The organism is Flavobacterium olei (assembly GCF_039749035.1).
GTDB lineage: Bacteria > Bacteroidota > Bacteroidia > Flavobacteriales > Flavobacteriaceae > Flavobacterium > Flavobacterium olei.
The window spans coordinates 1-25,574 of the sequence record NZ_JBDKWC010000002.1 but is presented as its reverse complement, the minus strand read 5'-3'; the positions used below and the strand labels follow the sequence as shown (position 1 = coordinate 25,574).

24 protein-coding genes and 1 pseudogene are annotated in these 25,574 nt (G+C 34.8%); 23 read left to right on the top strand and 2 right to left on the bottom strand.

Annotation, left to right across the window (positions count from 1 at the left end):
• The first annotated feature begins 153 nt into the window (after nucleotides 1-153).
• The 5 genes from ABEB31_RS04030 (at nucleotide 154) to ABEB31_RS04010 (ending at nucleotide 6,183) form a co-directional block, all read left to right on the top strand.
• Complete coding sequence (locus tag ABEB31_RS04030) at nucleotides 154-2,637, top strand: TonB-dependent siderophore receptor (RefSeq protein ID WP_347050059.1); 2,484 nt, start codon at nucleotides 154-156, stop codon at nucleotides 2,635-2,637.
• A 60-nt stretch (nucleotides 2,638-2,697) separates the two neighbouring features.
• Entirely contained in the window at nucleotides 2,698-3,030 is a 333-nt protein-coding gene (locus tag ABEB31_RS04025) for a hypothetical protein (protein ID WP_347050058.1), read from the top strand.
• Nucleotides 3,031-3,042: 12 nt separating this feature from the next.
• Entirely contained in the window at nucleotides 3,043-3,342 is a 300-nt protein-coding gene (locus ABEB31_RS04020) for a hypothetical protein (RefSeq protein ID WP_347050057.1), read from the top strand.
• A gap of 5 nt (nucleotides 3,343-3,347) precedes the next feature.
• Entirely contained in the window at nucleotides 3,348-4,898 is a 1,551-nt protein-coding gene (locus ABEB31_RS04015; RefSeq protein ID WP_347050056.1) for a PepSY-associated TM helix domain-containing protein, read from the top strand.
• A 133-nt stretch (nucleotides 4,899-5,031) separates the two neighbouring features.
• Entirely contained in the window at nucleotides 5,032-6,183 is a 1,152-nt protein-coding gene (locus ABEB31_RS04010; protein ID WP_347050055.1) for a PepSY-associated TM helix domain-containing protein, read from the top strand.
• An 8-nt stretch (nucleotides 6,184-6,191) separates the two neighbouring features.
• Here the strand turns inward: ABEB31_RS04010 and ABEB31_RS04005 are convergent, their stop codons facing one another.
• Both ABEB31_RS04005 and ABEB31_RS04000 read right to left on the bottom strand, forming a co-directional pair.
• Complete coding sequence (locus ABEB31_RS04005; protein WP_347050054.1) at nucleotides 6,192-6,539, bottom strand: toxin-antitoxin system YwqK family antitoxin; 348 nt, start codon at nucleotides 6,537-6,539, stop codon at nucleotides 6,192-6,194.
• Between the two features lie 211 nt (nucleotides 6,540-6,750).
• Nucleotides 6,751-7,746: a TlpA family protein disulfide reductase gene (locus tag ABEB31_RS04000; RefSeq protein ID WP_347050053.1), complete on the bottom strand. Its 996-nt coding sequence runs from the start codon at nucleotides 7,744-7,746 to the stop codon at nucleotides 6,751-6,753.
• 156 nt (nucleotides 7,747-7,902) lie between these two features.
• Here ABEB31_RS04000 and aspS point away from each other — a divergent pair, with 156 nt between their 5' ends.
• From aspS to ABEB31_RS03910, 18 genes and pseudogenes are all read left to right on the top strand, one after another.
• Nucleotides 7,903-9,654, top strand: a complete 1,752-nt coding sequence (gene aspS / locus ABEB31_RS03995; protein WP_347050052.1) for an aspartate--tRNA ligase — start codon at nucleotides 7,903-7,905, stop codon at nucleotides 9,652-9,654.
• Between the two features lie 287 nt (nucleotides 9,655-9,941).
• The gene (locus ABEB31_RS03990) at nucleotides 9,942-10,139 is read left to right on the top strand and encodes a cold-shock protein (protein ID WP_347050051.1); all 198 of its coding nucleotides are present in this window, start codon (nucleotides 9,942-9,944) and stop codon (nucleotides 10,137-10,139) included.
• A 242-nt stretch (nucleotides 10,140-10,381) separates the two neighbouring features.
• The gene (locus tag ABEB31_RS03985) at nucleotides 10,382-10,747 is read left to right on the top strand and encodes an NADH-quinone oxidoreductase subunit A (RefSeq protein WP_347050050.1); all 366 of its coding nucleotides are present in this window, start codon (nucleotides 10,382-10,384) and stop codon (nucleotides 10,745-10,747) included.
• A 149-nt stretch (nucleotides 10,748-10,896) separates the two neighbouring features.
• On the top strand, nucleotides 10,897-11,445 hold the full coding sequence (locus ABEB31_RS03980) for an NADH-quinone oxidoreductase subunit B (RefSeq protein WP_008466114.1): 549 nt from the start codon (nucleotides 10,897-10,899) through the stop codon (nucleotides 11,443-11,445).
• Nucleotide 11,446: 1 nt separating this feature from the next.
• A complete protein-coding gene (locus ABEB31_RS03975) occupies nucleotides 11,447-11,968 on the top strand; it encodes an NADH-quinone oxidoreductase subunit C (RefSeq protein WP_347050049.1) in 522 nt (173 codons plus the stop codon).
• A 34-nt stretch (nucleotides 11,969-12,002) separates the two neighbouring features.
• Entirely contained in the window at nucleotides 12,003-13,241 is a 1,239-nt protein-coding gene (locus ABEB31_RS03970; RefSeq protein ID WP_347050048.1) for an NADH-quinone oxidoreductase subunit D, read from the top strand.
• A 90-nt stretch (nucleotides 13,242-13,331) separates the two neighbouring features.
• Nucleotides 13,332-13,862: a complex I 24 kDa subunit family protein gene (locus ABEB31_RS03965; RefSeq protein WP_347050047.1), complete on the top strand. Its 531-nt coding sequence runs from the start codon at nucleotides 13,332-13,334 to the stop codon at nucleotides 13,860-13,862.
• A gap of 1 nt (nucleotide 13,863) precedes the next feature.
• Entirely contained in the window at nucleotides 13,864-15,234 is a 1,371-nt protein-coding gene (gene nuoF, locus ABEB31_RS03960; protein ID WP_193846085.1) for an NADH-quinone oxidoreductase subunit NuoF, read from the top strand.
• A gap of 85 nt (nucleotides 15,235-15,319) precedes the next feature.
• Complete coding sequence (locus ABEB31_RS03955) at nucleotides 15,320-16,348, top strand: NADH-quinone oxidoreductase subunit G (RefSeq protein WP_347050046.1); 1,029 nt, start codon at nucleotides 15,320-15,322, stop codon at nucleotides 16,346-16,348.
• A gap of 3 nt (nucleotides 16,349-16,351) precedes the next feature.
• Nucleotides 16,352-17,404: an NADH-quinone oxidoreductase subunit NuoH gene (gene nuoH / locus ABEB31_RS03950; protein WP_347050045.1), complete on the top strand. Its 1,053-nt coding sequence runs from the start codon at nucleotides 16,352-16,354 to the stop codon at nucleotides 17,402-17,404.
• Nucleotides 17,405-17,560: 156 nt separating this feature from the next.
• The gene (locus ABEB31_RS03945; RefSeq protein ID WP_347050044.1) at nucleotides 17,561-18,106 is read left to right on the top strand and encodes a NuoI/complex I 23 kDa subunit family protein; all 546 of its coding nucleotides are present in this window, start codon (nucleotides 17,561-17,563) and stop codon (nucleotides 18,104-18,106) included.
• The gene (locus tag ABEB31_RS03940; protein WP_347050043.1) at nucleotides 18,107-18,646 is read left to right on the top strand and encodes an NADH-quinone oxidoreductase subunit J family protein; all 540 of its coding nucleotides are present in this window, start codon (nucleotides 18,107-18,109) and stop codon (nucleotides 18,644-18,646) included.
• The gene (gene nuoK, locus ABEB31_RS03935) at nucleotides 18,646-18,966 is read left to right on the top strand and encodes an NADH-quinone oxidoreductase subunit NuoK (RefSeq protein ID WP_008466103.1); all 321 of its coding nucleotides are present in this window, start codon (nucleotides 18,646-18,648) and stop codon (nucleotides 18,964-18,966) included. The genes ABEB31_RS03940 and nuoK overlap by 1 nt, the downstream gene beginning before the upstream one ends.
• Nucleotides 18,967-18,972: 6 nt before the next feature.
• A complete protein-coding gene (nuoL, locus tag ABEB31_RS03930; RefSeq protein WP_347050042.1) occupies nucleotides 18,973-20,856 on the top strand; it encodes an NADH-quinone oxidoreductase subunit L in 1,884 nt (627 codons plus the stop codon).
• 10 nt (nucleotides 20,857-20,866) lie between these two features.
• Nucleotides 20,867-22,306: a complex I subunit 4 family protein gene (locus ABEB31_RS03925; RefSeq protein WP_347050041.1), complete on the top strand. Its 1,440-nt coding sequence runs from the start codon at nucleotides 20,867-20,869 to the stop codon at nucleotides 22,304-22,306.
• Nucleotides 22,307-22,368: 62 nt separating this feature from the next.
• Complete coding sequence (locus ABEB31_RS03920) at nucleotides 22,369-23,760, top strand: NADH-quinone oxidoreductase subunit N (protein ID WP_347050040.1); 1,392 nt, start codon at nucleotides 22,369-22,371, stop codon at nucleotides 23,758-23,760.
• A gap of 163 nt (nucleotides 23,761-23,923) precedes the next feature.
• Nucleotides 23,924-24,697, top strand: a complete 774-nt coding sequence (locus ABEB31_RS03915) for a Bax inhibitor-1/YccA family protein (RefSeq protein ID WP_347050039.1) — start codon at nucleotides 23,924-23,926, stop codon at nucleotides 24,695-24,697.
• A 504-nt stretch (nucleotides 24,698-25,201) separates the two neighbouring features.
• Nucleotides 25,202-25,574: pseudogene (locus tag ABEB31_RS03910) on the top strand (pectate lyase family protein); the annotation flags it as partial.

Here is a 25,574-nt window from a genome sequence, read left to right as displayed (position 1 = left end):
AAAAAAGCAGGGTTTTCTTTTTTTAGGGCAATTCTTAATAAGACAATTTTAAACAAAAATTAAGTTATTTAATTTGGAATAAATAAAAATAAAGTTTGCTTAATAAACATTCTCAACTTACATTTGCACTATTAAAATCAATTCTAAATAAAAATGAAATTCAAATCTACAATTTCTGTTTTGAGCTTTTGTTTTTTCTTATTGACAACAGTAACAATGTGGGCACAGGAAAAAGCAACGATTAAAGGTCAAATCAATTTATCTAATAATCAGGGCGCCGATAATGTATCTATCGTTTTAAAAGGAACAAAAATCGGAACTAACACAGACGATCAGGGTTACTACGAAATTAAAAACGTAAAACCGGGAAGTTATGTAATACGAGTTTCTGCTGTTGGATTTTCTGCAAAAGAAAAAAGTGTCACACTTAACGGAGGTGACGAAATTATAGAGGATTTCACTATTACTTCAAATTCAGAACAATTAGACGAGATTGTAATTAACGGAAATGGTAAAAAAAACCCGTTAGCACGTAAAGAAACACAACAGGTATCAAGATTACCTCTTAAAAATCTTGAAAACCCACAAGTTTATACAACCATTACATCTGAACTTTTAAAAGAACAGGTAGTTACCAATATTGATGATGCACTTAAAAATGTACCTGGATTATCTCCACTTTGGGCTTCTACAGGACGTGGAGGCGATGGTGCTGGATATTTCTCTTTAAGAGGATTTGCTGTACAGCCAACTATGATCAACGGTTTACCAGGATTATCCAATGGAGGATTAGATCCTGCAAATATTGATAAAATCGAAGTAATTAAAGGACCGTCAGGAACTTTATTTGGAAGCAGCTTAATATCTTACGGAGGTTTAATTAATTTAACTACAAAAAGACCATACGATCACTTTGGCGGCGAAGTTAGCTACACTGCCGGAAGTAACGGTTTAAACAGAGTTACTGCTGATGTTAATACACCTGTTGATGAAGAACACAAAATCAACTTCCGTGTAAATACAGCATACCACACTGAAAACAGTTTTCAGGATGCAGGATTCAAAAAATCATTCTTTTTTGCGCCGTCATTATCTTACGAGGTTAACGAAAAACTTTCGTTTTTTGTTAATACAGAATTCATGAACAATAAACAGACCAATGCCTCTATGCTATTTCTAGACAGAGGTGCTCCGTTAAGAGTTCATAATATGGACGAATTAGGTTATGATAACAAAAGATCTTACACCAGTAATGAGCTTGCAATAGAAACTCCTTCTTACAATCTTCAGGGACAAATGAATTATAAATTTAATGATCAATGGACTTCTCAAACTGTTGTTTCAAGAGGTTCATCAAAATCTGACGGATATTATAGTTATTTATATGAAGGTACAAGATTTGCTCCCACTCAAATAAGTGAAGGAATTGTCTTAGGACGTTCTATGAATTACCAAAATTCAACTACTCTGACAACAGATATTCAACAAAACTTTATTGGAGATTTCAAAATTGGCAACATGAGAAATAGAATTGTTGTTGGTTTGGATTACTTTAACAGAGGTGTGATTGATAACAGCTCCAACTATGTAAGCAATGGTAATATTTATATTGGTAATCTGGATTTAGCTACTGTGAATGAATATTTATATGGAATTACCGATCCGGATGATTACATTACAAACGGCGATAACGGAAATTTAAGCAAAGCAGGAACTGATGCGCTTATCGCAAATGCCGGGATTAGCATGAACAGAACAAAGCAAGAAGTTTATAGTGCTTATCTTTCTGATGTAATCAATTTTACACCTGCATTATCTGCAATGGCAAGTTTACGTGTGGATCGTTTTATTACTGCGGGAAATGTGGCAACAAAAGCGGATGATTTTAATCAAACTGCTTTTTCTCCAAAATTCGGTATTGTATACCAGCCAATTATAGATAAAGTATCCTTATTTGCTAATTATATGGATGGTTTTGCTAATTCAGCTCCTGTTACAGAGATTTTAGCAGACGGAACTTCCCGCCCTAGAACTTTCAGACCTGAGCATGCTAACCAATTCGAAATTGGAACAAAATTAAACATCTTTAGAGATAAATTGTATGCTACATTCAGCTACTATGACATTCAGGTAAAAGATCAGGTATATGTAATTTACGGAGCAACAACTCAGACAGCTTTTCAGGACGGTGCGCAGAGAAACAAAGGCTTTGAAGCAGAATTTATAGCAAATCCGGTTGCAGGATTAAATATAGTTGCAGGTTATAGCTACGTAGATGCTGTCTTAAATGCTGGAGATCCGGATTTCGTTGGTCACAGACCAGAAAGCTCAGGACCAAGAAATACGGCTAATCTTTGGGCAAGCTACAAATTCCCGGAAGGCGACTTACAAGGGTTCGGATTAGGTTTTGGAGGAAATTATGCAGATAAAAACTTAATCATGAACAGAACTATAGTAGGTCAGTTTACACTTCCATCTTATACAGTCATGAATTCATCTGTATTCTACGGAACAGAAAAATATACTCTGACGTTAAAACTTGACAACATTGCAAATGTTGACACGTATGACGGATGGTCAACCATTCATCCAAGAAATATGAGAGCTGTTTCTGCAAACTTCTCGTACAGATTTTAAACATTTTAACAACAAAACACCTTTCTGTTTTAGAAGGGTGTTTTTTAAATTTCTAAGATTATGATTACTATAGCAAGTCTGATTGTTTTTTTAGCTTTTTACACACTTTATTACACATCAAAAAGAGCGGTTCTATCGTATGATTTTGGTTTTGAAAAATGGATGAAAGACAATCCGAAACCAACTAAGATTACAGGTTTAGCTTTATTAACTCTTGCCTATGCCTCATGGCTTTATACCCAGTCATTAGGTTGCGGAACTTTGATGTTTTTTATTCAGTTAATGGCTGTTGGAAGTCTGATCATCATTTTGACACCACTAAAAAAAGTAAACACTAAAGCTCTTTTAGCCCTTTTTATCATCATTGCCATTTTAGAATTTTACTACAATTAAATCAGATCATCGATGCCAGCAAATCCAAAATATTTAACACCCGCTTTTTGGCCACGTTTTTTAAAAATTACAGCAGCCATTTTAGGAGGTTATTTTGTTGCCGTTACTTTTCATCTGGCACTTGCTTCCTGGTTTAACCGCGCCAACATTTTAATGACTATGGCCTACAGCGGCTTTATCCTTTGGGTAGCTTTGATGGTTATAGCATTTCTGGCTAAAAGTGCCTGGAAGATCTGGGCGATTTACTTATTGCTCACCTTAGTTTTCTGTCTTTTTATTTATTTGGGTCAAACTTATAATACGGCACATTAATATTTATGAACAACCGTCACTATAATATCTATTTTCATACACATACTGTCAGCGGGATTGTTATCAGTGTAGTACTATTTGTAATTTTCTTTGCCGGATCTTTTTCTTTTTTTAGAGATGAAATCATCAATTGGGAAAGAAGTGAATCTACAGCAATTACAAGAGAAATTCAGTTAGACTACGATAAAGCGTTGAAGCATCTTGATGAAAAACATATTCTACACGGTCGAAACATAACTATTTCTAAACCTTCTACCGAAGAACGCGTAGCTGTATATATGGAAGGAACCAAAGATACTTTGGCACCGGCTAAACAAAAAGAAAGTCAGTTTTTTTATCTAAATACCAAAAACTTCAAATCCTTCACATACGAAGAATCCTATTCGCTGGGAGAACTTTTATATCGTTTGCATTTTCTGGCGCAAATTCCATATCCTGCAGGCTATTATTTATCTGGCTTTGTGGCCTTATTTTTTCTGTTTGCCATAGTCACAGGAGTATTGTTGCATTGGAACAAAATTATATCCAACTTTTATATTTTCCGGCCAAAAGAAAAATTAAAAACACTCTGGACAGATGCTCATACGGCATTAGGAATGATAGGTCTGCCTTTTCAATTTGTTTATGCAGTTACAGGTGCTTTTTTTATGATCAAACTTTTAATCGTTGCACCTGCAGTAATGGCTTTATACAATGGCGACCAGGCCAAATTATATAAAGAATTAGAATATAATGATCCCGATTATAAATTTGAAAATAAAAAACTTGCAATCCCTTTCCATATTAACGAACTGGTTGCAAAGACAAAAAATAGCTGGTCAGATTTTGAAATCACACGCGTGTTTATTCAAAATTATGGCGATGCTAATATGCATATTTTAGTAGAAGGCCAATTATTAAGTCATAAAAAATTTACCGGAATTGGTAAAATCATGTATCGCATCGCTGACGGAAAAGAAGTTGCAAAAAAAGATCCTATCTTTCAAACCAGTTATCTGGATGTTGTCAAAAATGTTTTGTACCGAATTCACTTTGGTGATTATGGTGGTTATGCTTTAAAAATTGTCAGCTTCATTTTAGGAATTATAACCTGTTTTGTCATTATTTCAGGAGTTATGATTTGGTTGGTTGCGAGACAGAAAAAAAATATGCCAGAAAAGAAAAGACGTTTCAACGCAGCTGTTGTTCGTATTTATCTGGCAATTTGCTTAAGCATGTATCCCATTACAGCGTTGGCTTTTATTGGAAGTAAAATTTTCTATCCTCTGAGTCAGTCGAATTTGTTTGCACTTTATTTTGGAGGCTGGTTGCTACTTTCGATCTTTTTTATCATCAGAAAAAATGATGCTTACACCAACAGATTTTGTCTGATTTCTGGAAGTATTTTAGGATTCTTAATTCCTGTCACAAACGGAATTGTTTCCGGAAATTGGTTTTGGAATTCTTTTATGGAAAACAAAATTCAGATTTTTTTCATTGATGTTTTTTGGATTTTCCTTGCAACAACATCACTTTATGTCGCTTATCATTTAAAATCTAAAAAAGAGGCTGTTTAAAACCATATTGTCTTTGGCAAAAAACAAAAAAGCGGTACATTTTAACTTCCATTATTCGACTTAGAAAACAAAATACTTGTAATAATTTGTCTTCTATTAATTTTGCGTATACTTTTACCGTTTTATACAAAAAATGGGATTTAAAAAGAAAATACGTTTCTTACATAAATGGCTGGGATTAATTTCCGGACTTATTGTTTTTATAATAAGTATTACAGGATGTATATTTTGTTTTCACGACGAAATAAAAGACATTACGCGAAAAGAATGGCGTTTGGTTGAAACTCAGGATAAACCTTTTATACTTCCTTCAGTACTATCGGAAAAAGCCAGAGAAATTGTTCCGAAAAACAAAGTAAGCATGGTTTCTTATTATGGAAAAAACCGTTCGGCAATGGTTTATACGTATTCTGACACAGGAAATCTGTATCTCTACTTTAATCCGTATACCGGAAAATATCTAAAATCAGAAAATCCCGAAACTGACTTCTTTATCATTGTAGAATACATCCATTTGTATTTGCTTCTTCCCGATTATATTGGAAAACATATCATTGGTGCAGCCACAATTATTTTTATTCTATTATTGATTTCAGGAATTATACAATGGTGGCCAAAGAAAAAATCAGATATCAAAAGAAGTTTTACTATAAAATGGTCTGCCAAATGGCGTCGTGTAAATTACGACTGGCATAATACTTCTGGATTCTACGTTTCTTTAATTGCACTTATATTAGCAATCACCGGACTTACTTTTACTTACGAATGGGTTGGTGACGGAATTTATAAAACGTTTAATTTTGGAGGAGACAAAGCATTAGAAACCAAACTTCCTGCAATTGACACTTCCCAATTCAAAACAAACACAGTTACAGCAATTGACCGTGCTTTTATTGAAACCATACAATTACAGCCAAAAGCAGAAATGTTTTTTGTACTTATTCCGCAAGAAAAAGGAGATATTATCAGTACAGGCGCTTATCCGCACGCGTTACGTTACGATCATCAGAGTAATTATTACTTTCATCCAGAAAATGGCAATATACTTCAGAAACATCCTTTCGAAACAAAAAGCCTTGGCTTACAAATTGTAGAAATGAATTACGGAATTCATACAGGACAGATTTTAGATTTACCGGGTAAAATTATTGCTTTTTTTGCGAGCTTATTTACCGCTGCACTTCCCGTAACAGGATTCATGATTTGGTACGGAAGAAATTTCAAAACCAAAAAAAAAGGCATAAAAAAACCGTCTGTAAAAGACGGTCTTAATAAAAAACAATAACGAAACTTTTAGTTTCTATTTGCGACAGCATTCTTTTGCAAATTCTTTACAGAATTCACTTTACTGTTTACGTAAGCTACTTGTGAAAGATTTTCTTCATTATAGAATGTCCAATTTCCAGTTTTCATACCATCATTATATTCTCCTTCTACCGTTTTATTTCCTCTTTCATCATAAGATACCCAAACACCATCTAATTTACCATCCTTAAAGAAGCCTTCTTGTTGAATTTTTCCATTGTCATAATAATAAGTAGCTTTTACTTTATTTCCAACAATTTCAAGTTCAGGTTTAACTTCTTGTGCTGTTAAAATTCCTGAGAATAACACAGCCGCTAAAATCACACACTTTTTCATATCTTTAGGTATTAAATGTTATCAAATCGTTATCAAATATAATTAAATGTTTACATTAAAAAAACTTTTGCTTAACAATTTGGTAACATTGAGTAAAAACTTAACATTGGAAAAAATACAGAAACACAAAAACCAGCGCCGAAGTGCTGGTTTTACTGGTGTTTATAAGATTTTATAATTTTACGATAACGTTATAATTTTCGTAAATAATTTAGTTCAATAATGAATTTAATTGTGTTTCCAGCTGACTATCAGATGGTCTTGGAGCATCTGCGTTAACTACATTTCCTTTTGGATCTATCAAAATAAATCTCGGAATTCCTGTTACACCATAATTCGTAACAAACTCCGATTCCCAATCCTTATCTGCAAAAAGCTGTACACCTCCAAGATTTTTATCAGTTACAAACTTTCTCCATTTTTCGTTGTCTTTTAGTTTGTCAATAGAAATACTGACGAACTCAATATTTTTACCATGATATTTCTCTTCTAATTTCTGTAAGTACGGAATTTCAGCTCTACACGGTGCGCACCAAGTTGCCCAAAGATCTATGTAAATATATTTGCCTTTTAAGTCTGCCAGCTTTGTTTTACCTCCCTTATGATTTTCATAATCAAAAGACGGAGATGGTTTTCCAACTAATTTATTTGATTGAGCAGCTCTTTCATATCCTTCTGAAGCGTATTGATGAAAACTCTCAAAACTTTGTTTCAAAGCCATTTTAAATTCCGGATCAAAATCTCCTTTTTCAAGACTTTCTGTATCTTTCTTTAATTTGTCATCAAGCGTAGAAACAAATACTGGCTTATCAAGTTGAAATGCCGTTTCCTGAAACTTTTCATCCTTTAAAGCCTGTTGCGCCAAAAAATTACTTTCGTTAACACCTTTACCTTTATATACAATCGTTTCATCAAACTCCTTTGCATTCATCGTTAGGTTAACCTCAGAATCCGGCTTTAAATAAATGTTCGAGGACTCTTTACCATCAGAAAACATATAAAATCCTTTTGGAGCTTCAAAAGTAGCTGCGAAAAGTCCTTTTTTATCCATCGGAATAACCTGTTTGAAGTTATTTCTTCCTTTAATTACTAAAGTGTCACTATTACGATTCTCGATTTTTGCAGTGAACTTTACTGTATTCGTGCTTTGAGCAATAACATTCAAAGCATTAAAAATTACCAAACCAGCAACAATAAGTTTCTTCATAGGTATTTAAATTTATTTTTAGAGACTCAAAACTAAATAATTTAACGCTGCAAAATTTAGAATTAACATATTATTTGAAATTATTCTGCATCAACTTATCACTTTACTATATTAATTTGAATTTTGTGTTTACTTTTGCAGTCTAAAATTTAGATCATGTATAGAAGTCATAATTGCGGCGAATTAAATGCCTCAAATATTAATACGGAAGTTACACTAGCGGGATGGGTGCAAAAGTCACGCGATAAAGGATTTATGAACTGGGTTGACTTACGTGACCGTTACGGAATTACACAACTTATTTTTGACGAAAGCCGTACCGAAAAAACCGTTTTTGAATTGGCAAAAACTCTGGGAAGAGAATTTGTAATTCAGGTAAAAGGAACTGTTATTGAGCGTGAAGCTAAAAACAAAAACATTCCAACCGGCGAAATCGAAATTTTAGTTTCTGAATTAACGATTCTTAATTCAGCTCTTACTCCTCCTTTTACTATTGAAGATGAAACAGACGGCGGAGAAGATATCAGAATGAAATATCGCTATCTGGATATCAGAAGAAATCCGGTAAAAAACAGCTTGTTATTCCGTCACAAAGTGGCAATGGAAGTTCGTAAATATCTATCTGATTTAGATTTCTGCGAAGTAGAAACTCCTTATTTAATCAAATCGACTCCTGAAGGAGCGAGAGATTTTGTTGTACCAAGCCGTATGAACGAAGGTCAGTTTTACGCATTACCACAATCTCCACAAACCTTCAAACAATTGTTGATGGTAGGCGGAATGGATAAATATTTCCAGATCGTAAAATGTTTCCGTGACGAAGATTTACGTGCAGACCGTCAGCCCGAATTTACGCAGATTGACTGCGAAATGGCATTTGTAGAACAAGAAGATATTTTGAATGTTTTTGAAGGATTGACCAGGCATTTACTAAAAGAAATTAAAGGCATCGAAGTAGAGAAATTTCCAAGAATTACCTACGATTATGCAATGAAAACATACGGAAACGACAAACCGGACATTCGTTTCGGAATGAAGTTTGGCGAATTGAACGAATTTGCGCAGCATAAAGAATTTCCGGTTTTTAATGCCGCTGAATTAGTTGTCGGAATTGCTGTTCCCGGCGCAGGAAATTATACACGTAAGGAAATCGATGGGTTAATTGACTGGGTAAAACGTCCTCAGGTTGGCGCATCCGGAATGGTTTATGTAAAATGTAATGAAGACGGAACATACAAATCATCTGTTGATAAATTCTACGAGAATGAGGATTTGGAAAACTGGGCAAAAGCTACAGAAGCAAAAGCCGGAGATATGATTTTTGTATTATCAGGACCTGCAAATAAAACCCGCGCCCAATTATCCGCTTTACGTATGGAATTAGCAACCCGTTTGGGATTGCGTAATCCGGAAGAATTTGCTCCTTTATGGGTGGTAGATTTCCCATTATTAGAGCTTGATGAAGAAAGCGGCCGCTATCATGCGATGCACCATCCGTTTACTTCTCCAAAACCGGAAGATATGGCACTTTTAGAAACAGAGCCTGGAAAAGTTCGTGCAAATGCATACGATATGGTTTTGAACGGAAACGAAATTGGCGGAGGTTCTATTCGTATTCACGATAAAGCAACCCAACAATTAATGTTTAAATACTTAGGATTTAGCGAAGAAGAAGCAAAAGCACAATTCGGTTTCCTAATGGATGCATTCCAGTTTGGGGCGCCGCCACACGGAGGTTTAGCTTTCGGATTAGACAGACTTGTAGCCATTTTAGGTGGTCAGGAAACCATTAGGGATTTCATTGCATTCCCAAAAAACAATTCAGGACGTGATGTAATGATCGATGCTCCGGCTGTAATTGACGACGCTCAATTGAAAGAATTACACATTAAAGTGGATTTAGTATAAAATTTATTATTCTTACAGAAATCGCAGTTAAATATTTTAACTGCGATTTTTTTTATAAATAAAGTCAAAAAGACCATAATTTACAGTAGATCAAAGTCATAAAGTTCTTACTTTTTACAGTATTTTTAATATAGAGCTATAATAGACTATTGAAACTTAAACCAACGCAATATAAATAGTAAAAACACTGTAAATCAATAATTTTTACAAAAAATTAACACCTTCTTGTCTTTTGTATGAATTTATATCTTACATTTGCTTCATTATAAATTATTATTACAATTACAATGCGTACAGGTACAGTAAAATTTTTCAATGAATCTAAAGGTTATGGATTCATTACAGACGAAGAAACAGGAAAAGATATCTTCGTTCACGCTTCAGGAATTAACGCGGAAGAATTACGCGAAGGTGACCGTGTAAGCTACGAAGAAGAAGAAGAAGGAAGAAAAGGGAAAGTTGCTGCTAAAGTAGCAGTAATCTAAGAAAAATATAGCAATTTATTTTTTTTGCCTCTGAATGGTCTCAGAAACGTTTCGATTAATTTCGGGACGTTTTTTTTTGCTCAAATCTTAAAATAATATTAAAATAACGCCCTGTTATTTATAATCAATAAAAATTAGGCATAAACGCAGTTTCTCACTCTACTTAAATCCTTTTTTAGCTTGTGTTTTACAGACTTCCAAGTTATCTTTGTGGCTCATTTTTTAAGTAAAAATAGAAGTTTATGCAATCTGATCAATACAGTTACATCCCGATTTTAATGCAGTTTATTCTGGCTGTTGGTTTTGTGGTAGGAACAATCATTATTTCTGGAAAATTAGGCCCTAAAAGAACCTCTGAAGTTAAAGATAAAAACTTTGAATGTGGTATCGAATCTGTGGGTAATGCACGTATTCCTTTCTCGGTAAAATATTTCCTGGTAGCGATTTTGTTCGTATTGTTCGACGTAGAGGTAATTTTCCTTTATCCATGGGCAGTAAACTTTAAAGACTTAGGAGTTGAAGGAATGCTTAAAATGATTGTTTTCATGGCTTTACTTTTGGTAGGTTTCTTTTACATCATCAAAAAGAAAGCTTTAGAATGGGAATAAATGATTTTAGATTTTAGATCTTGGATTTTAGATTTATCTACTATTGCGATTTAAAGTTTGAACTCAAATTAATTACTGATTTAAAAAAATTGATTTTTTATTTAAAGATTTACCCAAATCTAAAATCTAAGATCTAAATCTAAAATAAAATGAGCGATTCAAAAGTAAATATGGTTGCGCCGCCTGAAGGAGTTGTTGGAGAAGGTTTCTTCGCCACAAAACTTAATGATGTTGTTGGTTTAGCAAGAGCCAACTCACTATGGCCGCTTCCTTTCGCAACTTCATGCTGTGGTATCGAATTCATGGCAACAATGGCATCACATTACGATTTAGCAAGATTTGGTTCTGAGCGTGTGAGTTTCTCTCCACGTCAGGCAGATATGTTGCTGGTAATGGGAACTATTTCAAAAAAAATGGCGCCAATTTTAAGACAGGTTTACGAACAAATGTCAGAACCACGATGGGTAATTGCTGTTGGAGCCTGTGCTTCTTCAGGAGGAGTTTTTGATACGTACTCGGTTCTTCAGGGAATTGACAAAGTAATTCCGGTTGACGTTTACGTTCCGGGATGTCCGCCAAGACCAGAACAAATCGTAGACGGAGTTATGAGACTTCAGGAATTGGTAAAAAGCGAATCTGTGAGAAGAAGAAGCTCTCCAGAATACCAGGAATTATTAGCTTCATATAATATCTCATAAGATGGCTTTAGAAAATACCCAAATTCAAGATAAACTGATCGAAACTTTTAATACTGATGTTTTTAACTTTCAGCAGGAAAGAGATATTTTTTCTTTAGAAGCTTCAGCTGACATCATCAAACCACTGATCCTTTTCCTTAAAAACGATCCGGAATTGCGTTTTCACTTCCTGACAGATTTATGCGGGATTCATTATCCGGATAACGAAACAGAACGTCAGTTTGCAGTGGTATATCATTTACACAATTGGTACGAAAACACGAGATTAAAGATCAAAGTTTTTCTAAATGGAGAAAAACCTGAAATTAAATCGGTTTCAAACATATTCCTGAGCACAAACTGGATGGAAAGAGAAACTTACGATTTCTTTGGGATTAACTTTATTGGTCATCCGCAGTTGAAACGTATTTTAAATATGGATGAAATGCAGTCTTTTCCAATGAGAAAAGAATTCCCAATGGAAGACAGCGGAAGAACAGATAAAGATGACCGATTCTTTGGAAGAACACCATCAAATTGCTAAGAAAAAATTACATATAATTTTTCACATTAAATAAATGTCAGAACTATTATTACCACCAGAGCATCGCTATGCTAAAATAATTAATGAAAGACTTAACGAAGACGGAAGTGAACTTTCTGTACTAAACTTAGGTCCGACACACCCTGCAACACACGGTATCTTTCAGAACATACTTTTGATGGACGGTGAGCGAATTCTTGAGGCTGAACCAACTATTGGTTACATTCACAGAGCATTCGAAAAAATTGCCGAAAACCGCCCTTTTTACCAGATTACTCCCCTTACAGACCGTATGAACTACTGTTCGTCTCCTATCAATAACATGGGATGGTGGATGACTTTGGAAAAATTATTAGGCATTGAAGTTCCTAAAAGAGCGCAGTACTTAAGGGTAATCGTAATGGAGCTGGCACGTATTACGGATCACTTAATCTGTAACTCGATTTTGGGTGTAGATACTGGTGCGTATACTGGTTTCTTATATGTATTTCAATTTAGAGAGAAAATCTACGAAATCTACGAAGAAATTTGTGGAGCTCGTTTGACAACCAATATGGGAAGAATAGGTGGATTTGAAAGAGACTGGTCTCCGGAAGCTTTCAAAAAACTAGATACTTTCCTTGAAGAATTTCCAGTTGCATGGAAAGAATTCGAAAACTTATTTGAGAGAAACAGAATTTTTCTTGACAGAACTGTAAACGTTGGAGCTATTACTGCTGAACAAGCAATGGCATACGGATTTACAGGTCCAAACCTGCGTGCAGCCGGTGTTGATTATGACGTTCGTGTAGCACAGCCTTATTCCTCTTACGAAGATTTTGATTTTATTGTTCCTGTTGGAAAATCAGGAGATACTTATGATCGTTTCTGTGTTCGTAACGCTGAAGTTTGGGAAAGTTTAAGCATTATTCGTCAGGCACTGGACAAAATGCCTCCGGGAAATGAATATCATGCGGAAGTACCGGACTATTATCTTCCTCCTAAAGAAGATGTGTACAACTCGATGGAATCTTTAATATATCACTTTAAGATTGTAATGGGAGAAGTTCCTGTGCCTGTTGCAGAAATTTATCATCCGGTAGAAGGTGGAAACGGAGAATTAGGTTTCTACTTAGTAACAGACGGAAGCCGAACTCCATACAGATTACATTTCAGAAGACCTTGCTTTATTTATTATCAGGCATATCCGGAAATGATTAAAGGTTCACTTTTATCTGATGCGATTGTTATTCTGTCAAGTTTAAATGTTATCGCTGGAGAATTAGATGCCTAAAAAAATTGCAAATTTTAGTCCCGAAGCTTCGGGATAGAATTTAGATTAAAAATTTGTGCCTTTGTGCCTATGTGGCAAAACAAGAATAAGATGGAAAGAAAACATTACAAACAAGAAATAAACATGACTGAGGCATTGATGAACCGCATCAATGAATTAATCAGTCATTATCCGGAAGGCAAACAAAAATCGGCTTTATTGCCAGTTTTGCACGAAGTGCAGGATGCGCATGACAACTGGTTAAGTATCGAATTGCAGGATAAAGTCGCTGAGATTCTTCAGATTAAACCAATCGAAGTTTATGAAGTGGTGACTTTTTACACCATGTACAACCAAAAACCAATTGGAAAATACATGTTCGAATTCTGCCAGACTTCTTGTTGTTGTTTAAATGGTGCTGAAAATTTAATGGATTATACTTCTGAAAAATTAGGCATTAAACTTGGTGAAACCACTCCGGACGGAATGTTTACCATTGCCGGTGTAGAATGTTTAGGCGCCTGCGGATATGCTCCGATGATGCAATTGGGAGATTTCTATAAAGAGAAACTGACAGAAGAAAAAATCGATCAGATCATTGCTGATTGCAGAGAGGATAAAATAATATTACACGATAAATAAGATGTCACAAAAAATATTATTAGATAAAATCAATATTCCTGGTATTAAAACCTACGAAGTATATCGCCAGAATGGTGGTTATGCTTCTGTAGAAAAAGCTTTAAAAACCCTTACTCCGGACGAAGTTACTGAAGAAGTAAAAACATCGGGTCTTCGCGGACGTGGTGGTGCAGGTTTCCCTGCCGGAATGAAATGGAGTTTTATTGATAAAAAATCAGGAAAACCAAGACACTTAGTTTGTAATGCCGACGAATCTGAGCCGGGAACATTTAAAGATCGTTTCCTGATGGAGTACATTCCTCATTTATTGATCGAAGGAATGATCACTTCAAGCTACGCTCTTGGCGCAAACCTTTCGTATATATACATTCGTGGAGAATATATGTGGGTTTTCAAAATTTTAGAAAGAGCAATCGCCGAAGCTAAAGCTGCAGGCTGGTTGGGTAAAAATATATTAGGAACAGGTTATGATTTGGAACTACACGTACACTGTGGAGCCGGAGCTTATATCTGTGGAGAAGAAACTGCATTAATCGAATCATTGGAAGGTAAAAGAGGAAACCCTCGTATTAAACCGCCTTTCCCGGCTGTTTCGGGTCTTTGGGCAAATCCAACAGTAGTAAACAACGTAGAAACTATTGCAACGGTGCCCTGGATTATCAACAATTCTGGTGAGGATTATGCAAAAATCGGAATCGGCCGTTCTACCGGAACTAAATTAATTTCTGCCTCAGGACACATTAAGAATCCAGGAGTTTACGAAATTGAACTGGGTTTAAGTGTTGACGAATTCATGAATTCTGATGAATATTTAGGCGGAATGTCTTCGAGCAGACCTCTTAAAGCATTTGTACCGGGAGGTTCTTCTGTGCCAATTTTACCGGCTGAATTAATTTTTAAAACAGCAAACGGTGAAGACCGTTTAATGACATACGAATCTCTTAGTGATGGTGGTTTTGCAACCGGATCTATGTTAGGTTCAGGAGGTTTTATTGTATACAACGATACGGCATGTGTTGTTAGAAATACGTGGAATTTTGCGCGTTTCTACCACCACGAATCCTGTGGACAATGTACACCTTGCCGTGAAGGAACTGGATGGTTGGAAAAAATACTATGGAGAATCGAAAACGGTCAGGGCCGTGAGGAAGATATCGAATTATTGTGGAGCATTCAGAGTAAAATTGAAGGAAACACAATTTGCCCGCTTGGTGACGCAGCTTCATGGCCAGTAGCAGCAGCGATACGTCACTTTAGAGATGAATTTGAATATCATGTTCGTTTCCCGGAAAAAATTAAAAATAGAGATCACTTTGTAGCTGAGCCTTTTTCTCAGGTAAAACATTTAGTTGGCGGTAAAGTAATTATATAATATAGTTTCAAGTTTCACGTCTTTTTTGTTTCAGGTTATCAAACATGAAACTTTATACCTGAAACTAAAAAAACAAAGTAAAGAGATGAAAGTAACCATAGACGGTCAAAGTATAGACGTAGAACCAGGAACAACTATCCTGCAGGCTGCACGTATGATTGGAGGAGACCTTGTTCCGCCAGCCATGTGCTATTACTCAAAATTAAAAGGCAGCGGCGGTAAATGTCGTTGTTGTTTAGTTGAAGTTTCTAAAGGTAGTGAAGCTGACCCAAGACCAATGCCAAAATTAATGGCTTCTTGTGTAACAGGATGTATGGACGGGATGGAAGTAAACAGCAAATCGTCTGCAAGGGTAACTGAAGCACGTAAATCTGTAACAGAATTTTTATTAATCAATCACCCTTTAGACTGTCCTATCTGTGATCAGGCCGGAGAATGTGATTTACAGAATTTAAGTTTCGAACACGGAAATCCGAAGTCACGTTATATTGAAGAAAAAAGAACATTTGAACCAGAAGATATTGGTCCGAATATTCAACTGCATATGAACCGTTGTATTCTTTGCCAAAGATGTGTACAAGTTGCAGATCAATTGACAGACAATCGCGTTCACGGAGTATTAGATCGTGGAGATCACGCTAATATTTCTACCTGCATCTCAAAAGCTATTACCAACGAATTTTCCGGAAATATGATTGATGTTTGTCCGGTAGGAGCATTGACAGACAAAACGTTCCGTTTTAAATCCAGAGTATGGTTCAACAAACCTTATAATGCGCACAGAGAATGTACAACTCCGGGATGCTGCGGTAAAACCACAGTTTGGATGTTTGGTGGAGAAATTCAGCGTGTAACGGGTCGTAAAGACGAGTATCATGAAGTAGAAGAATTTATCTGCAACAGTTGTCGTTTTGAACACAAAGATGTAAATGACTGGGTTATTGAAGGTCCAAGAGAATTTGAAAAAGACTCTGTAATTAATCAGAATAATTACACTCAAAAATTAGAAAAAGTTGAAATCGATACAGAGAAAAACATTCTTTTAGGTAGAGATATAGACCGTAAAAAGATTAGTATGGCCGCAATTCCATTAACCACAAACGATAAAAAATAAGAAATGGAAAGTGCATTTATTATAGAAAAAAGTGTTGTTATTGTTGTCGTTTTTGCGATTACAATGATTATGGCAATGTACTCTACCTGGGCAGAACGTAAAGTTGCTGCTTTTCTTCAGGATCGTGTGGGACCAAACCGTGCGGGATGGGGAGGTTTATTGCAGCCGCTTGCCGATGGTATGAAATTATTCTCAAAAGAAGAGTTTTTCCCAAATACACCAAACAGATTTTTATTCGTTGTAGGTCCGGCTATTGCCATGAGTACTGCTTTAATGACAAGTGCTGTTATTCCGTGGGGAGATCGCTTACATCTTTTTGGAAAAGATATTATTCTTCAGGCCACAGACGTGAATATTGCTTTATTATATATTTTCGGAGTACTTTCTGTTGGAGTTTACGGCATCATGATTGGTGGATGGGCTTCCAATAATAAGTTCTCTTTGATGGGAGCAATTCGTGCTGCTTCTCAAATGGTTTCTTATGAGGTTGCAATGGGATTATCAATGATTGCATTATTGATGATGACCGGAACAATGAGTTTAAAAGAAATCTCACTACAGCAGCAAGGAATGAACTGGAATGTTTTTTATCAGCCATTATCATTCTTAATTTTCTTAATCTGTTCATTTGCTGAGACAAACAGAACTCCATTCGATTTAGCAGAATGTGAAAACGAATTAATTGGAGGTTACCATACAGAATATTCATCCATGAAAATGGGATTCTATTTATTTGCTGAATATGCGAGTATGTTTATCTCTGCAACTATTATTTCTGTGTTGTTCTTTGGTGGATATAACTATCCGGGAATGGCCTGGATGGTAGAAAATGTTGGTGTTAATACCGCTAATCTTTTAGGAATTGCAGCCTTATTTGTAAAAATATGTTTCTTCATATTCTTCTACATGTGGGTTCGATGGACGATTCCAAGATTTAGATATGACCAGTTAATGCATTTGGGATGGAGAATTTTAATTCCGCTTTCGATCATTAATATCATGATCACGGGAGCTGTTATTTTAAGACACGATATCGCAGCAGCCTTAGGATTCTAAAAAACTGAGTGCCCTAGCCCTGATAGAAGCGGCATCCTTTTATGGTGGGGTTCACCATAAAAGATACAGCGGAGAGCAGGATAAGCTTCAAATAAAAAATAAAATAGATTTTGAATTTGATTACCAAATTTTGAATCATAAACTATAATAGTAAAAATGTCAATAGAAACTATTTCATTATCGGGTAGAAAAAAAGTTGTCTCTAACAAAGACATGACTTTTATTGAACGATTGTATCTTGTGGCGATTGTAAAAGGTTTGTTTATTACTTTGAAACACCTTTTTAGAAAGAAAGTTACCATTCATTATCCGGAACAGGTTCGTGAGATGAGTCCGGTTTATCGCGGACAGCACATGTTAAAACGTGATGAGCAGGGTCGTGAAAATTGCACTGCCTGTGGATTATGTGCATTGTCTTGTCCTGCAGAAGCCATCACTATGAAAGCTGCTGAACGTAAAGCTGATGAAAAACACTTGTACAGAGAAGAGAAATATGCTTCTATTTACGAAATCAATATGCTTCGTTGTATTTTCTGTGGTCTTTGTGAGGAAGCGTGTCCAAAAGATGCCATCTATTTAACTACTTCAAAAGTATTAGTTCCTGCAAGTTACGAGAGAGAAGATTTCATTTTTGGGAAAGATAAATTAGTAATGCCGTTGGAAATGGCTATGAAAAACGCTCAACTTAAAAACGCTAACTAAATGATACATATTCCTGATTTTGCAAACGCGACAACTGTTCAAGTTATCTTTTGCTTTTTAGCGTTTATTACTGTTATCACCGCTTTCCTGACTATTTTTAGCAGAAATCCAATTCACAGTGCCATCTATTTGGTTATTTGTTTCTTCTCGATTGCCGGGCATTATTTATTATTAAATTCCCAATTTTTAGCAGTTGTACATATTATTGTGTATTCGGGAGCGATTATGATTCTCTTTCTGTTTACGATAATGCTGATGAACTTAAATGAAAAAAGAGAAGTGCACCGCCCAAGAATTACACGTCTTGGCGCAATTGTATCTTTCTGTATAATCCTTATTGTTTTAATAGCACTTTTCATCAATTCGAAACCAATTGTTGGAGGATACGACTCTACGGGAGAGGATTTCCAATCTATTAAAGTTTTAGGTAAAATATTACTGAACGAATATATGGTTCCTTTTGAATTTGCTTCGATCTTACTTTTGGTTGCCATGATTGGAACTGTTCTATTGTCTAAAAAAGAAAAATTAAATAAATAATGGGTAATATATTAAATCAAATAGGTATTGAAAACTACATCTTTTTGAGTGTTGTACTTTTCTGTATTGGTATTTTTGGTGTATTGTACAGACGAAATGCAATTATCGTTTTCATGTCTATAGAAATTATGTTGAATGCGGTTAACCTTTTATTTGTTGCATTTTCAACTTATCATCAGGATGCACAGGGACAAGTTTTTGTGTTTTTCTCGATGGCGGTTGCTGCAGCCGAAGTTGCGGTAGGATTGGCCATTTTAGTTTCTATCTTTAGAAATATCGGATCAATTAGTATCGATAATTTAAAAAATTTAAAAGGATAATCAGCAATGGATACCAATTTAGCTTTAATTTTAGTTTTAACTCCTTTACTAGGTTTTCTGGTAAATGTCTTTTTTGGAAAAAGCTTAGGAAAAACAGTATCGGGTGCCATCGGAACTGTTGCTGTAGCAATTTCTTTTGTTGTTACTCTTTTACTTTTTAATCAAATTAATTCAACTGGAAAAGGGATTCAGGTTACTTTATTTGACTGGATTCAAATCAGTAATTTAAAAATCAATCTTGGCTTTTTGTTAGATCAATTGTCTGTTCTTTGGTTACTTTTTGTTACCGGAATTGGATCTTTGATTCACTTATACTCTATCAGTTACATGCACGATGATGAAAATATGCATAAGTTTTTTGCCTATTTAAATCTATTCGTTTTCTTTATGATTACGCTTGTAATTGGAAGCAACTTATTAGTTCTTTTCATTGGTTGGGAAGGTGTTGGACTTTGCTCCTACTTATTAATCGGGTTCTGGCATACAAACCAGGATTACAATGATGCTGCAAAGAAAGCATTCATCATGAACAGGATTGGAGATTTAGGTCTTTTGATCGGAATGTTCATCATAGGATCTATGTTCTCTACATTAGATTATGCAACTTTACAAACTGCAATTGCAGGAGCCGTAAATTTAAATTTACCATTACTTTCTCTAGCCGCTTTATGCTTGTTTATTGGAGCTTGTGGTAAATCGGCTCAGATTCCGTTATACACCTGGTTACCAGACGCGATGGCAGGTCCTACTCCGGTTTCTGCATTGATTCACGCTGCAACGATGGTTACTGCCGGTATCTTTATGGTGACGAGATTAAATTTTGTTTTTGATTTAGCACCAGATGTACAAAATGTAATCGCAATTATTGGCGCTATAACTTCACTTGTTGCTGCAACAATTGGATTGGTTCAGACTGATATTAAAAAAGTATTGGCCTATTCTACAGTTTCACAATTAGGATTAATGTTTTTAGCATTAGGTTTTGGAGCTTATGAAGTAGCCGTTTTTCACGTAATTACTCACGCTTTCTTTAAAGCTTGTTTATTCTTAGGTTCAGGATCTGTTATTCACGGATTACATGGTGAGCAGGATATGCGTAAAATGGGTGGACTTAGAAAAGCGATGCCAATTACATTCTGGACAATGTTGATTTCTTCTTTGGCTATTTCCGGAGTTCCATTTTTCTCGGGATTCTTTTCTAAAGACGAAATTTTGATGACGGCTTTCCATCATAGTATTCCTTTATATGTTGTGGGATCGATTGCTTCTATTATGACGGCTTTCTATATGTTCCGTTTAATGTTCTTAACTTTCTTCAAAGAGTTTAGAGGAACTGAAGAGCAGAAACATCATTTACACGAGAGTGGTTCTTTAATAACTATTCCACTTATTATTTTAGCTATTCTGGCAACCTTCGGAGGATTAATTAGTCTTCCTGGGAACAGCTGGTTAAATGAATACCTTGCTCCTCTTTTCACAAAAGCAGCCGGCGGAGAACATCATCTAGGTACAACCGAATATACTTTAATGGGAATTGCAGTTGTTGGAGGATTAGTAGGAATTCTTATTGCCTATATTAAATACTTTAAACAAGATAATGTACCTGAATCTGACGAAAACATTACTGGATTAACCAAAGTTTTATACAATAAATATTATGTAGATGAAATCTATGATGCTGTTTTTGTAAAGCCTGTTAATGTTTTGTCTAAGTTCTTCAGAGATTATATCGAAACTGGATTATCTTCTCTTGTTTTCGGATTAGGCAAAGTAACAAATGAAATTGCTTTTCAGGGGAAAAGGTTACAATCCGGAAGTATCGGATTATATCTATTTGTTTTTGTTTTAGGACTTTGTGCAATTGTTTCCTATATATTTTTAGCTCAATAATATTATAACTATGAACGTTTCTACTATATTAATTATACTCTTAATTGGTGCCTTTGCCACTTATTTTTCTGGTGACAAACTCGCTTCAAAAGTTGCTTTGCTTTTTAGCTTAGCTGCTTTAGGATGTTCAATTGTATTATTGAATAATTATAATGCCGGCGAAAATATCAGCCTGATCAACAGCTGGATTACTCAGCCTAAAATCTCTCTTGCTTTAAATGCCGACGGATTAGGAATGGCAATGGTTTTATTAACTGCTGCTCTTACTCCTGTTATTATATTTTCTTCTTTTGGAAATGAATATAAAAATGCAAAATCATTCTACGGATTAATTCTGTTTATGGCTTTCGCTATGACTGGAACTTTCCTTGCTGCTGATGGTCTTTTATATTATATTTTCTGGGAATTAGCGTTGGTTCCAATTTACTTTATCGCCTTAATCTGGGGTAATGGTGATGCTGAAGAACGCAGAAAAGCAGTGGTTAAATTCTTTATTTATACACTTGCCGGATCCCTATTTATGTTAACTGCTTTTATCTATTTATACCAAAAAGCGGGTTCTTTCTTAATCGAAGATTTATATAAACTTGAATTATCTTCTACTGAACAATTATGGATTTTCTTAGCTTTCTTTTTAGCGTATGCTATTAAAATTCCAATTATACCTTTTCATACATGGCAGGCAAATGTGTACCAAAAAGCACCAACTGTTGGAACAATGCTTTTGTCTGGTATCATGCTAAAAATGGGACTTTACAGTGTTATAAGATGGCAATTGCCAATTGCACCGCTTGCAGCAAAAGAATATATGTATATTTTTATTGCTTTGGGAATTGCAGGTGTAATTTACGGTTCTATAGTAGCGTTGAGACAAAATGACCTAAAGAAACTTTTAGCGTATTCTTCTCTTGCACACGTGGGTTTAATCGCTGCAGGATCTTATACTTTAACACTGGATGGTTTAAGAGGCGCTGTTTTACAAATGATCGCTCACGGTTTTGTTGTAGTTGGATTATTCTTTGCCGCTGAAATTATTTTCAGAAGATTTGAAACCAGAGAAATTGCAGCAATGGGCGGTATTCGTACGCAATCTCCAAAATTTACTTCAATGTTTTTAATCTTAGTATTGGCATCTGTTGCTTTACCAAGTACGTTTAACTTCGTTGGAGAGTTTACAGTTCTGTACAGTTTGTCACAGATTAATATTTGGTTTGCCATTTTGGGCGGAACAACTATTATTCTAGGTGCTTATTATATGTTAAGAATGTTTCAGCATGTTATGTTGGGACAAACAAACTCAAAAGCTTTTGCAGATGTTTCTCTAAACGAAGGTATTTCTTTCGCAGTAATTATAGCGGTGTTATTATTCTTCGGATTTTATCCAAAACCAATTACAGATTTGATTACACCAAGCTTGGAAACTATTTTACAGGTTATCAATAAGAACTAATATTTTAAACAAAATAAATTAGGGTTCGTTTTAAACTGAAATCCTAACTCAAAAAGACAAAAATGAATACATTAATAGCTATAACGGGATTGGGTATTTTCTGCCTATTGTTTGAAATTCTTAATTTAAGAAAAGCCATCATTCCATTTACCATATTAGGTTTATTGGGTGTTTTGGCACTTAATTTCTGTGAATTTGGAATGGAACAAAGTTATTATAACAATATGATTACAGTGAGTAAGTTCTCTACTTCTTTTTCATCGTTGTTTATAATTTTGACGATTTTCCTCGTAGCGTTAAGTCATAATTTTTACCAAAATCATCCCACAAAAATTTCAGATTATGTTGCGATTAAAATATTCTTACTAGCCGGAGCAGTTGCCATGGTTTCTTTTGGAAACTTAGCAATGTTCTTCTTAGGAATCGAAATTTTATCTATTGCTTTATATGTATTAGCTGCAAGTGATCGTCTGAACATTAAAAGTAACGAAGCTGGTATGAAATATTTCTTAATGGGATCTTTCGCATCTGGAATTATCTTGTTCGGAATTTGCCTGATTTACGGCGCAATGGGAAGTTTTGACATAACTGAGATACATGAAACTGCACTTTCTGCAGAATTACCAATCTGGTTTCCAATCGGAATGATCCTGGTAATTATCGGAATGCTGTTTAAAGTTGCTGCAGTCCCATTTCATTTTTGGGCTCCGGACGTTTATGAGGGTTCTCCAGCTTTAACCACAGCTTTGATGAGTACACTAGCTAAAGTAGTGGCAATTGCTACTTTATTTAAATTAATTTCCGGGTTGAATTTAATTTCTTCATTAGAAAACCAGGACCTTCTACATACATTTGAAGTTATTGTAGTAATCATCTCGATCGCTTCTATGTCTGTTGGAAATATTATGGCATTAAGACAAGTAAACGTAAAACGTATGCTTGCTTTCTCCGGAATTTCTCATGCAGGTTTTATGTTAATGACATTATTAACTGTATCTGCATCTGCAGGAGTTTTGCTTTATTATACTGCTGCGTATGCTTTAGCTGGTATCGCTGCTTTCAGTGTTATTCTATATGTATGCAGAGATCGTGATAATGAAGATATTACCAACTTTCACGGTTTAGCTAAAACTAATCCGTTATTGGCAGCAATTCTTACGGCCTCATTATTGTCTATGGCAGGAATTCCAATTTTTTCCGGTTTCTTTGCTAAGTTATTTTTGTTTAATAATACTATTCAGGCGGGATATATTGGTTTGGTAATTGTTGCGGTAATCAACTCAATCATTAGTGTTGGATATTATTTTAAACTCATCTTAGCCATGTATTCTAAGGAGCCAAATGAGGAAAGAACGGGAAAACCATTTCTTATTTATGCGACTGCAATAGTTTCAATTACATTAAATATCGTTTTGGGTTTATTTCCTTCACTGGTTTTAGATCTTTTGAAATAAAAAAATGTTTTTTAAAAATATCAAAATCCATCAAATTAAGCTTTGATGGATTTTTTCTTTAAAGTCTTTTTTACAAAGAGAAATTCATGTTAAAAATTTCTCACATGCCATTCCACTTCAAAAAAACTCCATATATTTGGATTTAATTAAATGTATTAAAATTATGAACTTTAATTCTAAAAATCCATTTTTAAGCAATAAGCGTTTTTCATCAAATGCGGTTTCTAAAGCTGAAGAAGTACACCAGGCACAGATTATTGATTATAATCAGGAAATGACTTTGTCCGGTACGATAAACAAAACAGCTATTTTGTTTTTAATTCTGTGTGGTGCTGCAATAGTAACATGGTGGATGGCTTTTAACGGAATTAACCCACTTATTCCATCTATTGGAGGTGCAATTGTAGGTTTTATTTTGGTATTAGTCGCTGCATTCAAACCACATCTTTCGCCTTATTTAGCACCGGGTTACGCTTTATTTGAAGGTTTATTTATTGGAGGAATATCTGCCATTTTTGAAATAAAATTTCCGGGTATTGTTCTGAATGCCGTTGGAGCTACTTTGGTGACATTCCTGGTTTGTCTGGGTCTATATAAATTTGGAATTGTTAAAGTTACAGAACAATTTAAATCGGTTGTTATTGCCGCAACATTGGCCATCGCCACTTATTATCTAATTTCATGGCTGGCTTCGCTGATATTTAATTATACTCCGGCACATTACGGAAACGGAATGATGAGTATCGGAATTAGTGTTTTTGTTATTATCGTAGCTGCTTTAAATTTATTTTTAGATTTTGATCAAATAGAAAGAGGGGTTCGTGAGAGAATGCCAAAATTTATGGAATGGTTTGGCGCAATGGGACTAATGATTACATTGGTTTGGTTATATATTGAGTTCATAAGACTTTTAAGTAAACTGGCCAGCAGAGACTAATACACATCTTTTTTTAAATATTTTGAAAGCCTTTTTGAGTAAAATCAAAAAGGCTTTTCCTATTTATAGACAATTTCTCAATTCGGTAAATATTAAATACATTTTGATTTGGGTCTTTAATTTTTTTTTATTTGAAGAAAAAAATTACCGAGCATTAATAACAAATTAATCCATTTCTTACAAAAACTGTATTGTAATTTTTATGTAATTAAATATTTTAGTTATTTATTTAAAAAGGCTTAGGAAAAATTTATTCTATTTATTAATCTCAACATTAGTACATAACTTCAAAGCTTTTTAAATTGTGTAATAAATTACAATTGATGCAATTTATTACATTATAACCATTTTATACGCTAATAAATTACATTTTAATTTAAATTATTTACATAAAATTAAATTATTATAAATTATTAAATATATTTGTGTAATCGATTACAAATAAACCACTTGTGTCGACAGTAAAACCACTTACTGATTTATTAACTATCTAAACAAACTATTATGAAAAAAAACCTACTTTTCGTAGTCGTCTTTCTCATGACGGCTCAGTTATGGGCACAATCTATCACTATCAACGAAGCTTCAGGCTGGTTGGAATCTGCATTTGTAAAATGGCAGCCTGTTAGTGGTGCTCAAACGTACAATGTATATTACACTGGAAACGGACTTACAGACAAAAAAATTGATGACCAGCTTATCAGAAGTTATGGTACTTATTTTCGCGCGGATATTCCGGGACTTAAAGCGGGAACTTATACTGTTAAAGTAAAACCCGTAGTTTCAGGAATTGAAGGAACTGGCGCTGTCACAGCAAATTTAAATGTTACAGCGCAAGACAGAAACGGATTTGCTTTTGAAGGCGGCCGCGTACCAG

Excerpts from the sequence above, each read along its gene's own strand:
- ABEB31_RS04030 (WP_347050059.1), top strand. The coding sequence starts at position 154 with ATGAAATTCAAATCTACAATTTCTGTTTTGAGCTTTTGTTTTTTCTTA.
- ABEB31_RS04025 (WP_347050058.1), top strand. The coding sequence starts at position 2,698 with ATGATTACTATAGCAAGTCTGATTGTTTTTTTAGCTTTTTACACACTT.
- ABEB31_RS04020 (WP_347050057.1), top strand. The coding sequence starts at position 3,043 with ATGCCAGCAAATCCAAAATATTTAACACCCGCTTTTTGGCCACGTTTT.
- ABEB31_RS04015 (WP_347050056.1), top strand. The coding sequence starts at position 3,348 with ATGAACAACCGTCACTATAATATCTATTTTCATACACATACTGTCAGC.
- ABEB31_RS04010 (WP_347050055.1), top strand. The coding sequence starts at position 5,032 with ATGGGATTTAAAAAGAAAATACGTTTCTTACATAAATGGCTGGGATTA.
- ABEB31_RS04005 (WP_347050054.1), bottom strand. The coding sequence starts at position 6,539 with ATGAAAAAGTGTGTGATTTTAGCGGCTGTGTTATTCTCAGGAATTTTA.
- ABEB31_RS04000 (WP_347050053.1), bottom strand. The coding sequence starts at position 7,746 with ATGAAGAAACTTATTGTTGCTGGTTTGGTAATTTTTAATGCTTTGAAT.
- aspS (WP_347050052.1), top strand. The coding sequence starts at position 7,903 with ATGTATAGAAGTCATAATTGCGGCGAATTAAATGCCTCAAATATTAAT.
- ABEB31_RS03990 (WP_347050051.1), top strand. The coding sequence starts at position 9,942 with ATGCGTACAGGTACAGTAAAATTTTTCAATGAATCTAAAGGTTATGGA.
- ABEB31_RS03985 (WP_347050050.1), top strand. The coding sequence starts at position 10,382 with ATGCAATCTGATCAATACAGTTACATCCCGATTTTAATGCAGTTTATT.
- ABEB31_RS03980 (WP_008466114.1), top strand. The coding sequence starts at position 10,897 with ATGAGCGATTCAAAAGTAAATATGGTTGCGCCGCCTGAAGGAGTTGTT.
- ABEB31_RS03975 (WP_347050049.1), top strand. The coding sequence starts at position 11,447 with ATGGCTTTAGAAAATACCCAAATTCAAGATAAACTGATCGAAACTTTT.
- ABEB31_RS03970 (WP_347050048.1), top strand. The coding sequence starts at position 12,003 with ATGTCAGAACTATTATTACCACCAGAGCATCGCTATGCTAAAATAATT.
- ABEB31_RS03965 (WP_347050047.1), top strand. The coding sequence starts at position 13,332 with ATGGAAAGAAAACATTACAAACAAGAAATAAACATGACTGAGGCATTG.
- nuoF (WP_193846085.1), top strand. The coding sequence starts at position 13,864 with ATGTCACAAAAAATATTATTAGATAAAATCAATATTCCTGGTATTAAA.
- ABEB31_RS03955 (WP_347050046.1), top strand. The coding sequence starts at position 15,320 with ATGAAAGTAACCATAGACGGTCAAAGTATAGACGTAGAACCAGGAACA.
- nuoH (WP_347050045.1), top strand. The coding sequence starts at position 16,352 with ATGGAAAGTGCATTTATTATAGAAAAAAGTGTTGTTATTGTTGTCGTT.
- ABEB31_RS03945 (WP_347050044.1), top strand. The coding sequence starts at position 17,561 with ATGTCAATAGAAACTATTTCATTATCGGGTAGAAAAAAAGTTGTCTCT.
- ABEB31_RS03940 (WP_347050043.1), top strand. The coding sequence starts at position 18,107 with ATGATACATATTCCTGATTTTGCAAACGCGACAACTGTTCAAGTTATC.
- nuoK (WP_008466103.1), top strand. The coding sequence starts at position 18,646 with ATGGGTAATATATTAAATCAAATAGGTATTGAAAACTACATCTTTTTG.
- nuoL (WP_347050042.1), top strand. The coding sequence starts at position 18,973 with ATGGATACCAATTTAGCTTTAATTTTAGTTTTAACTCCTTTACTAGGT.
- ABEB31_RS03925 (WP_347050041.1), top strand. The coding sequence starts at position 20,867 with ATGAACGTTTCTACTATATTAATTATACTCTTAATTGGTGCCTTTGCC.
- ABEB31_RS03920 (WP_347050040.1), top strand. The coding sequence starts at position 22,369 with ATGAATACATTAATAGCTATAACGGGATTGGGTATTTTCTGCCTATTG.
- ABEB31_RS03915 (WP_347050039.1), top strand. The coding sequence starts at position 23,924 with ATGAACTTTAATTCTAAAAATCCATTTTTAAGCAATAAGCGTTTTTCA.